The 8,953-nt window shown below is 39.1% G+C and carries 10 protein-coding genes and 1 pseudogene; 3 read left to right on the top strand and 8 right to left on the bottom strand.

Features of this window, described 5'->3' with window-relative positions; translation table 11 throughout:
- Positions 1 to 24 precede the first annotated feature (24 nt).
- Complete coding sequence (locus tag QMA00_RS06625) at positions 25 to 426, bottom strand: GNAT family N-acetyltransferase (RefSeq protein WP_076922118.1); 402 nt, start codon at positions 424 to 426, stop codon at positions 25 to 27.
- Between the two features lie 12 nt (positions 427 to 438).
- On the bottom strand, positions 439 to 642 hold the full coding sequence (locus tag QMA00_RS06630; RefSeq protein WP_013465864.1) for a DUF3283 family protein: 204 nt from the start codon (positions 640 to 642) through the stop codon (positions 439 to 441).
- Positions 643 to 996: 354 nt separating this feature from the next.
- On the opposite strand from QMA00_RS06630, the gene QMA00_RS06635 reads away from it, so the two are divergent.
- Complete coding sequence (locus QMA00_RS06635) at positions 997 to 1,722, top strand: transporter substrate-binding domain-containing protein (protein ID WP_290156514.1); 726 nt, start codon at positions 997 to 999, stop codon at positions 1,720 to 1,722.
- Here the strand turns inward: QMA00_RS06635 and QMA00_RS06640 are convergent.
- Positions 1,719 to 1,964 (bottom strand): DUF1289 domain-containing protein, encoded by a 246-nt coding sequence (locus QMA00_RS06640; protein WP_076922119.1) that lies wholly within the window; start codon positions 1,962 to 1,964, stop codon positions 1,719 to 1,721. The two genes, QMA00_RS06635 and QMA00_RS06640, sit on opposite strands and share 4 nt — an antisense overlap.
- A gap of 103 nt (positions 1,965 to 2,067) precedes the next feature.
- A complete protein-coding gene (locus tag QMA00_RS06645; RefSeq protein WP_076922120.1) occupies positions 2,068 to 3,201 on the bottom strand; it encodes a 1-acyl-sn-glycerol-3-phosphate acyltransferase in 1,134 nt (377 codons plus the stop codon).
- 440 nt (positions 3,202 to 3,641) lie between these two features.
- Between QMA00_RS06645 and QMA00_RS06650 the strand changes: the two genes are divergently transcribed.
- Entirely contained in the window at positions 3,642 to 4,586 is a 945-nt protein-coding gene (locus QMA00_RS06650; protein WP_076922121.1) for a D-2-hydroxyacid dehydrogenase, read from the top strand.
- Between the two features lie 175 nt (positions 4,587 to 4,761).
- A complete protein-coding gene (locus QMA00_RS06655) occupies positions 4,762 to 5,142 on the top strand; it encodes a DUF3192 domain-containing protein (RefSeq protein ID WP_013465869.1) in 381 nt (126 codons plus the stop codon).
- Between the two features lie 13 nt (positions 5,143 to 5,155).
- Here the strand turns inward: QMA00_RS06655 and QMA00_RS06660 are convergent, their stop codons facing one another.
- From QMA00_RS06660 to QMA00_RS06675, 4 genes and pseudogenes are all read right to left on the bottom strand, one after another.
- Positions 5,156 to 6,055 carry a diguanylate cyclase gene (locus QMA00_RS06660; protein WP_076922122.1) on the bottom strand — a complete coding sequence of 300 codons (900 nt, stop codon included), beginning with the start codon at positions 6,053 to 6,055 and terminating at the stop codon, positions 5,156 to 5,158.
- Entirely contained in the window at positions 6,045 to 6,242 is a 198-nt protein-coding gene (locus QMA00_RS06665) for an Hpt domain-containing protein (protein ID WP_356947888.1), read from the bottom strand. Before QMA00_RS06665 ends, QMA00_RS06660 begins: the two co-directional genes overlap by 11 nt.
- A 532-nt stretch (positions 6,243 to 6,774) precedes the next feature.
- Entirely contained in the window at positions 6,775 to 7,602 is an 828-nt protein-coding gene (locus QMA00_RS06670) for a SprT family zinc-dependent metalloprotease (protein WP_076922123.1), read from the bottom strand.
- A pseudogene (locus QMA00_RS06675) lies at positions 7,602 to 8,953 on the bottom strand (type I restriction endonuclease subunit R); the annotation flags it as partial. The pseudogene QMA00_RS06675 and the gene QMA00_RS06670, both read right to left, overlap by 1 nt.

Consider the following 8,953-nt stretch of genomic DNA (forward strand, 5'->3'; position numbering starts at 1 on the left):
CTTGTCCTATTGCTAATTTATGTTTTATTGATATTTCAATGCGGTAATATTTCGGTGCTTATAGGCATCAAATAGCGTTAATAATGCAGGAGTATATGTTAACACTTGGTTAAAACCAAGTGCTTGATAAAAATCAGTAAGGCGTTGATAAGCAAAGGTGTAAACTGGTTCTGTTTGCGCATTTAAAAGGGCAACTAATAACTGGGTTGCCACCCCCTTTAAACGATAAGAAGGAGCCACGAACACCGTTGATAAAAATAAAAAAGTGGGCTTATTCTGTAACCGGCAGGCGGCAATAATCGTATTATTATCGTAAGCGACCCAGACTTGATCCTGTTTGTTAGCACGGCCGCGGACGTGATGTAACGTATAAAACTTATTAACTAAGGGCGTTTTAATTGATTCTAATTGTTTAATTACAAGCATAGTAGGCAAACCCTAGCTAAGCATAATAGCCAAATACTGCTCAAATTTTTGTTTTAAAACACCTTGCTCTGCAACAGGACGACTATGCAGAGTGTCGTACACTTGCTCACGCGTTTTTTTACCGCGCTTAATTTGATAAGCCCAAAATGAGGCCTCGTAATCTAACTGAATTTGATACTTTTGCTCTCGCGGCAAGTTACACAGATTAAAACTCATATTCACTCCAATTATTAGGGGCTATAAACTTATTGTTGCCTGCATGAATACAGGTAAGGGCCGTGAGCAGCACACGGAGGCTTTGCTCGACTTTTACTAGCCCACTAGATTAAACAACTCGCGCCGAGCGCCCCTAGTTTGAACAAATTTTCATCCGCAAAGGTCAACAACCCCTCGCTCAATAAAACGTAGATTATACGTTTAAACTTATAAAAAACTAACTCAATAACTAATAAAAATAAGCGACTGTAAATAATTCAACGTAATCAATAATTGTTGGTGGTAACTGTTGCAAGATTACTAATGCAAACTGTGCAAAAGACAGACAATTTGTTACTATAGCCGCTTATTATCTTGCCGCAATTAATTGGAAATACTGACGTGCTTAAACGCTTTAACGGATTGCTGGTATTACTGTGCTTAGTTTTTAGTAATATGTCTTTTGCGCACAGTTATAGCTACACATTTAATCGCCCGCAAAACACTCAACAAGCAAACTATACCATTGAGCTATTACAATTGGCCTATGCAGATATGGGCTTTAAACTAAATATTGTCGATTTTAATCGTCAAAATGCATTATTTGCAGCGGATAATGGCATGTTGGATGGGCAGCTTGCTCGCGATATCAGTATTGAAAGTGCCTATAAAAATTTAATTCGAGTTAACTATCCACTCTTTAAATTTAACCTTGAGCTTTATAAACACTGTGAGCCCAGCTCCACTAAAACCATAGATAGCATTGCCATTATTGCCAGTTACCCTGTGCAACAGCGATATTTAGACAGTATTGATTTTCAAGGTAAGGTAATTGAAGTTAAAAATAATAATACGCAGCTTAACTTACTGATCCAGCAAAAAGTACAAGGAGCGTTACTTATTGATTTTGCGATGGCAAATAAAACCATTCCCCCCTCTTTAGGCTGCTATGAAAAACAAGTAGTTACAACCTACCCGCTTTATCATTATTTACATAACAGTCATGCGGATATTGTTCCCCAGCTAGAAGCAACACTGGATAAGTTACACAATAACGGCGCAGTTGCAAAACTCAGGTCAAAATACAACCTACAGTTTTAAAAATCAAAACCTTGTTGATCTGCTTGCGGTGATGATTGTGCCACTTTATTTTTTTGCTGTAAGTAACGTTTATAGCGCTGCTGGCATAAATTCAATACTTTTTTCTTTTGGGAATTCGTTAACGAATTCCAAGAAAAACGTTCATCGCGACTGCGATAGCAGCCTTTGCAATAACCGCGATTATTAACTAAGCAAATACCTTTACAAGGGCTAGGAATATCAAATATTTCAATTTGTTGCATTTTACCCTCCGGTATTAAAAGCATAGCCTGAGTATAGCGCTATTTTTGTGCAAAAAAAAAGCAGCAAATAAATTGCTGCTTTGTTGTTAGCTTAAACTGTTAATTACTGCTCACAGCTTTGTTCATCTACTTGTGTTTTTCGATGAAATGGCTTGGCATACATAGCTAAAACCAAAGCCCTTAACTCTTCTGGCACCTTGGCCAAACGTTCTTCAAACTGTGCTGCGTCATTTTTATTGATCACCGCCTCAGTGCAACCAGCAGCAATAAAGTTGCCTGGGTGTAAGTAAAACGAATCAATAATTTGCTTATCAATGGTTTTTGCCAGTTCATCGGCACTGTCACAACCTGACTCAATGGGCTGACCAAACGATAAATGCACATGCCCTTTGGCTGAACTAAACCCTTCAACAATGCTGGCAATATCTTCACCCGCCGATTTAACATACTTGCCATGATGTTGTTTATGATATAGCTCTTTTGCCTTGGCAATTGCACATGGTTCGTATTGGTAAGAGATTGCAACCGGCACCACTTTGAGCTCTTTAATGTATTCGCCAAATTCTTTCTTTTGTTTACGGCCATTAAGTTGCAACATTTTTAAAAGCGCAGGATCAGTTTGATCAACCCCATCTTTAGCGCGCCCTTCTTTTTGTGCAATCCAAATTGAGTGCCCGCTACTGAGTGAATCATAAATATAAGCCGATAACTGAGTCAGCGCTTTTAACATCTCTTTTGGGGCTTTTGCTGAGCGTTTCACAATAAAACTTTTATTTAAGCGCATAAGCTCAGTAATGTAAGGAATTTGCAGCAAGTTATCGCCAATCGCAATTCTCACTGTTTTCATTTTATGCTGGAATAAGCCCCAATTAACCAGTGCAGGGTCAAGTACAATATCTCTGTGGTTTGAAACAAAAAGATAGGCTTGATTAGGGTCTAAGTCTTCTAAGCCAGAAAAAGTGACTTTTGAGGTGGTACGTTTTATTAATTTATTTAAGTAATGTGCCACTTCATTTTGTACATCTTCAACCGTTTTAACTTTGCCCCACTTTTTGCGCAACTGATGCTTTATTATAGCGCGTGCTAAAAACCCAACTGCGGATATAAAGCGTGGCAAATTGTATTTTGCAATTACATCAATAAACGCATTATCGTTAATTAATCGCGCTAATGAGGCAGCAACTTCATCGTCATTGTAAGGTCTTATATCTGCGTACTTATCTTCTAATTCAATCATTTACTGCATCTACAAAGTTAAAAACGGCGCGTTAAAACGCCCCGCTGTGTCTGATTTTGATTATAACTCAATCAAAAATACGAAACTAGCAATACTAAAGTTCGATTTACTGAGTTTTCATAGCGTTATAGTTTAACGCCGAGCCAAGCTGTCTTGCTAACAACGCATACGTATAAACTATGGCTATTAATTATTAATTTAAATGGGTAGACCCTACTAACAGCACTTTGTTCAAGTTAACTTAGCAAGGCAGTTGATCATAATAACATGCAAGTTAACCGTCAGTGGGCAGACCACATTTAAATATGGCTCTACAACTGCTAATGTAAACGCAACATGATAAACCCAATAACATTCAAATAGATGATACTCTTTTTATCACAAGCATTTTGCGTACAGGGGTTATTATTCCCTTAACACATACACTATTAGGACACACCGTGAACATAACAATTCTTGATAACGCCACACTGGCAAACACCTCACTTGATTGTATCTCAGCACTGGGAAAGCTTACCGTGCATCAGCTAACTAGCCCAGAGCAAGTGCTAGCACATAGCCAAAATGCAGAGGTGTTAATCACCAATAAAGTAGTGATTAATCGTGACACCATGGCACAATTAACATCACTCAAACTTATTTGTGTTAGTGCCACCGGCACCAATAATGTTGATTTAAATGCCGCGAAAGATTTAGGCATTGCGGTAACCAATGTTGCTGGTTATTCAACCCCCTCGGTTGTGCAGCATACCTTTTCGTTAATTACTAACTTATTAGGCAATACTCATCGCTACCAAGCGGACTGCCAACAAGGCGCATGGCAAAAAAGTGACATGTTTTGTCGCCTTGATTACAGCTTTAATGACATTCAAGGTAAAACATTAGCCATTATTGGTGGGGGAACTCTGGGCAATGCTGTATCTAAAGTGGCTGAAGCCTTTGGTGCTCATGTCATTGTTGCAGAGCGCAAAGGTGCTGAGTGTCGCCAAGGACGCACGCCTTTTGAAACTGCAATAAAAACAGCGGATATTATCAGCGTACATTGCCCACTTAATGATGAAACGCGTGACTTAATTACGCTTAATGAATTAAAAATGATGAAACCAACTGCGCTTATTATTAACACCGCGCGCGGGGGGATCATTAACGAAGCCGGCTTAGCACAAGCCTTAAAAACCAATGTGATTGCTGGTGCAGGTGTTGACGTACTAACCAAAGAGCCTGCTGAGCACAACAATCCACTGGCCAATTACACGGGAGATAACTTACTACTAACCCCACATATCGCGTGGGCCAGTACCGAATCTATTGTGCGCTTGGTTAAAGAAGTGAGTTTAAATATCGCTGCATTTAGTCAACAAGAGTCGCGTAATCGCTTGGTTTAATACCGTTAAATTAAGTTAGTCAAAATAACTAAAAAGTGGCTTTTTAATTTTATTTCTTAAAAAAGCCACCACCCCACCAAACACAACAATAACAACCCATTGATTTTTAAAGGATTAAAAAACTGGCCTAGTCTTTGCTCTAAAGTCTGTAATTAATCATCTAGGATAATAAAAAATGAAAAAAACGCTTTTAATCGCCGCCCTCACCGCTCCTTTTTTAACTGGCTGTGTTATTGCTGTATCCGATGGCGAAGCGGAAGGTCATTGGGCTGGTAATAGTTCTTCTAGCTGGCAAGCAACACATAAGAATAATCGTGAAATTATTTCAGGCTTGGCAATGGATAGCTCTTATCAGTCGGTATTAAAAACCCTAAAAACACCTGACTTCACCGAATTACTCAAAAAAGAAGAGGATGTTTACCAAGTCTTATTTTATGCAACGCACAGCATCCATTCAGATGGTAAAATGACTAAAGATGAATGCACACCGTTGGTATTTAAAAATGATAAATTAGTTGGTATTGGTGCCTCAGCACTGCAAATGCTGACAAACTAAGTAACTACAGCATTTATTGGGCGCTAATTTGATTGCGCCCTAACTTTTTCGCATTATACAAACCGGAGTCAGCTTCTTCTAACAATGCTTTTTCAGTGTAAGCTTGGCTACTCTCACTAGAAGCAATACCGATGCTAATGGTGACGTGTGTAGCGTTTAAAGACGCATTATGTTCAATATTCAAATCATTAACGGCGTTACGTAACTTGTTGGCAAAAGCGATTGCACCTTGCTGATTGGTTTCTGGTAATACGGCCACAAATTCTTCACCGCCGTAACGCGCAACAAAATCACCGCCACGCTCACATTGCGCGGCTAACGTTTTTGCCACTGTTTTTAAACATTCGTCTCCAGCTCGGTGGCCATAGTAGTCGTTATAACGTTTAAAATGATCAATATCTATGAGTAAAACGCACAAAGGAGAGTTGTTACGCTTACTTCTACGCCACTCTCTTTCTAAGTTCTCATCTAAATAACGTCTATTGGGTATTTCTGTTAAGCCATCAATAGAGACAAGTATTTCTAGCAAATCATTTTTTTGCTTAATTAATAACTGGTTCCGCACTCTAACTTTCACAATAGCGGCACTAAATGGCTTACCAATATAATCCATTGCGCCGAGCTCTAGCCCCTTTACCTCATCTTCATGACGGTTGTTTGCAGAGATAAAAATAATAGGAATAGCCTGGCTTATACTGTTCTCTTTTAGCTGTACGAGTACTTCATAACCATTCATACCAGGCATCATGATATCTAAAATGATTAAGTCTACTGGCGTGTGTTTAACAAACGCCAGCGCGTCTTCACCGCTTGTCACTAAGTAAACATCATGCTCATCGCTTAAGGTTTTTTCTAAAATGATTCGGTTAAGCGCATCGTCATCTACAATTAATATTTTTGCTTTATTTATCATTGCTTACATCTAAAATTTTTATATAAATATGAACTTGTTTTAACTGTATTATCAGCTCTTTAATTGCAGCATTAGCGTTCTTGTCGCCCACTTTTAATAATTGCTCAGTATGTTGAGCACATAATAATAATCGGTTAAACCCTAAGTTTCCTGCAATCCCTTTTAGACTATGCACTAAGCGTACCATTTCAATAGTAGGTAACCTGAGCTCCGGATAATAAACTTATCTCAAGCAGCTGTTTTCAGCGCTAACTGCGTTGAATTTACTTGCAATAGGCCAGCTATTGACGCGTAAATTCGCCTTGTTTTCACTGAAAACCTCTGGCTAGAGAAAATAAAATTAAATATAACGATGATTCAATATGTTAGTAAATCTCTTAACCAGAGTTCAGGTTAGGTATGTCTTTTTGAAGCTCAGCGGAATATGACTCACTTAACACCGCTAACTTAGTAAGCATGCTTTGCAATAGCTTCTCATCATTATTGAACTGTGTCAAAGCGAAGGTTTTATCAAAAAAGCAAGGCTTAGATATGCCTAAATCAGCTATCGATGCAAATAAAATAGGCTAATAAAACCATTAAAGAATAAGTATATTTAGGGAGTAGCTCAAATCTAAACTAACAGCCATATGCTTAAAAATAAGTAACGTCAGATCTAGCACACCGGTAGTGATTAGTAATAGCTTCAACACTTATTAGTTAAATTACTAAGAAGTGCTTTACTCATTTAAATACATCTCAGCCATATCGTCCAGTTTAGCTTTTACTTCTTTCCAGTTTGGCATTACTTGAGTTAGTAAACGCCAAAAGCGCTCACTGTGATTGTGTTCAACAATATGGCAAAGCTCGTGTAGTATCACGTAATCAATACATTCTTTCGGGGCTTTAACAAGGTGTGGGTTGAGCATCAAGTTACCCTTGGTAGAGCAGCTTCCCCATTGCTTTTTCATTGCCATCACACGAAAAGACGGAATGCCTGTTACCCATGAAGCTTTAGGCAGCAATTCGGCTAGTCGCTCATGAAAAATAGCTTTAGCTTTGTGTTGATACCATTTGTCAATAAGTGGTTTAATTTTCGCAGCGCGGCTACCTTGACTATCCGGGGCAGTATCTTTGCTTATTTCATACTTGAGTGTGACGTTCAATTTGCCTCGGCTGAGCTTCACACTGGGCACTTGCTCAGCATCAACAATGACCTTGAGTACATAGCGCTTACCTAAATAAAATTGGGTTTCGCCACTTACATAACGTTTATGTAATACCGTGTCTTTTTGCTTTGCAAAGTCATTAATACTTTGCCATATCCATCTTGCACACTTATGCATGGCATCAACAATAGCGTCATCACTCGCATCATAAGGCACAGTCGCAACAACACGCTGATCAGGGTGAACCTTAATAATGACCTTACGTGCTACTTTTTTAGCGGTATCACTAGGCTTTGTTTTACGAATAACCTCATAGCGAATGGTGTCGTTACCATAAGTAAAAACACCGTGTTCATTGGTCGTTGTTTGGATCTCAGCAGCTAATGTTAAATTAGACACTAAAAATCACCTCGTGATAATCCTAACCTTGCTCGTTTTAACACTTCTTCAATCAGCTTTTGTGCGTTATCAAGGCCAAGCTCAGCAAACAGTATGGGTAATAACTTCATGTGAATAGCGTTTTCAATCTCTGCTGGATTAATGGAATACTCAGCAACCGCGTCATTTACGACGGCATCAATATCAAAAGCAAGCGCTACCAATTTCTCATTATCCAGTGCCTTTTCAGTTAAAAGCTCACTATCGAATAAATGTTTGAACAGGCCAAAATAGGCTTGGCCATGTTTGTTTAACTTGCCTGCGTCATCCATAAAGTCATTGGGAACATCAGCGATCTTGCGGTCTTTTACTTCTTGCTCAAAATCAGCGAACAATATGTACTGCTTTACTGGCGCATCAAACATCGCTTTGGCATCTTCAATGGCCTTTTTAAGCATCTTAGAAAAATATTCCTGCGCATACGGATCGTCAGCTAAGTCTTGCTCAATCATCTTAGTGATTCGGCCAGTGATTTTATCTGTTTGGTTACGCGCTTCGTCATCGCTCATATCCTGTGGTTTAACGTCTTTGCCCAAGTTACCGACTAAATACGCCCCGTCAGGTTCTTTTACTTCAATACCCGCTATGTGTTTATCGAGCAAGCTACGGATATCTTCTGCGTATTCGTCATAGTTAATGGTTTCGTCGGCATCCTCACGTACTTGTTTACGTAAATCTACAAAGGCTTTTAAGTCTCGTTTGTATAGGTCGCGCTTGTTGTCGAATGACTTATCTTCAAAGTAGGTGGCAGATTGCAGCGCTACTTTCATACAGTTTGAAAATGCCGTAAGTATTGAGTAAAAATCATCACGCTTTTTAAGGTTGGTGTCGGTAAGCTTACCATCAACCTCATGCACTTTCGGTGCTAGTGCTTGGCGTAAAGCGGGGCCATCTTGTTTGTTTTTAACACCATCGAATATCGCCCACAAATCGCTGTGCAGCCCCGGAAGCTTTTTGTATTCCGTATCCATTCGGTTATATAAACCTTTCAGATCATCAATATCAAAGCCGCCTTGAGTTCGCTCCGCAAGGTCTTGGTACTTTTCAATGGTGGTATCAAGCTCTTTTAAAATGCCTCGGTAATCAATTAAGTAACCAAACTGCTTTTTGCTATGTAAACGGTTTACACGGGCAATGGCTTGAATAAGGTTATGTTCTTTTAGAGGTTTATCAATATACAGTACGGTGTTCTTTGGCTCATCAAAGCCCGTTAGCAGTTTATCAACCACTATCATGATGTCAGGGCCGTCATCTCTGCCAAAGTCTTCAATAATGGCTTTGGTGTAGGCTTTTTCATCCATTTTATCAACAT

This window comes from Pseudoalteromonas sp. APC 3694 (genome assembly GCF_030407565.1).
GTDB lineage: Bacteria > Pseudomonadota > Gammaproteobacteria > Enterobacterales > Alteromonadaceae > Pseudoalteromonas > Pseudoalteromonas tetraodonis.

Bases quoted from the DNA above. Each gene is read 5' to 3' on its own strand.
- QMA00_RS06660 (WP_076922122.1), bottom strand. From the start codon at position 6,055: ATGATAAATAAAGCAAAAATATTAATTGTAGATGACGATGCGCTTAAC.
- QMA00_RS06665 (WP_356947888.1), bottom strand. From the start codon at position 6,242: ATGGTACGCTTAGTGCATAGTCTAAAAGGGATTGCAGGAAACTTAGGG.
- QMA00_RS06625 (WP_076922118.1), bottom strand. From the start codon at position 426: ATGCTTGTAATTAAACAATTAGAATCAATTAAAACGCCCTTAGTTAAT.
- QMA00_RS06645 (WP_076922120.1), bottom strand. From the start codon at position 3,201: ATGATTGAATTAGAAGATAAGTACGCAGATATAAGACCTTACAATGAC.
- QMA00_RS06640 (WP_076922119.1), bottom strand. From the start codon at position 1,964: ATGCAACAAATTGAAATATTTGATATTCCTAGCCCTTGTAAAGGTATT.
- QMA00_RS06655 (WP_013465869.1), top strand. From the start codon at position 4,762: ATGAAAAAAACGCTTTTAATCGCCGCCCTCACCGCTCCTTTTTTAACT.
- QMA00_RS06630 (WP_013465864.1), bottom strand. From the start codon at position 642: ATGAGTTTTAATCTGTGTAACTTGCCGCGAGAGCAAAAGTATCAAATT.